Here is a 443-nt window from a genome sequence, read left to right as displayed (position 1 = left end):
CCTGGAGGGGTTCCCGAGTGGCCAAAGGGAGCAGACTGTAAATCTGCCGGCACTGCCTTCGATGGTTCGAATCCGTCTCCCTCCACCATATTCTTCTTACCTCTTTCGAGAGTTAAGAGAACAACCTGATTGATGGGCTTATGGGAAAACATCAATTTAGGCTTACTTTGTGAAGAGTAAGACACACCCTGGAGGGGTTCCCGAGTGGCCAAAGGGAGCAGACTGTAAATCTGCCGGCACTGCCTTCGATGGTTCGAATCCGTCTCCCTCCACCATATTCTTCTTACCTCTTTTAAGAGTTAAGAGAACAACCTAGTTGATGGGCTTATGGGAAAACATCAATTTAGGCTTACTTTGTGAAGAGTAAGACACACCCTGGAGGGGTTCCCGAGTGGCCAAAGGGAGCAGACTGTAAATCTGCCGGCACTGCCTTCGATGGTTCG

The 443-nt window shown here is 49.7% G+C and carries 2 tRNA genes; both read left to right on the top strand.

Going from position 1 to position 443, the window contains the following annotated elements:
- The first annotated feature begins 3 nt into the window (after positions 1-3).
- Positions 4-88: transfer RNA gene (locus ATB74_RS23470), tRNA-Tyr, on the top strand.
- Positions 89-190: 102 nt separating this feature from the next.
- Positions 191-275: transfer RNA gene (locus ATB74_RS23465), tRNA-Tyr, on the top strand.
- Positions 276-443 lie beyond the last annotated feature (168 nt).

The organism is Vibrio splendidus (genome assembly GCF_001557875.1).
GTDB classification, from domain to species: domain Bacteria; phylum Pseudomonadota; class Gammaproteobacteria; order Enterobacterales; family Vibrionaceae; genus Vibrio; species Vibrio splendidus_F.
This window is presented reverse-complemented; position numbering and strand designations above follow the sequence as displayed.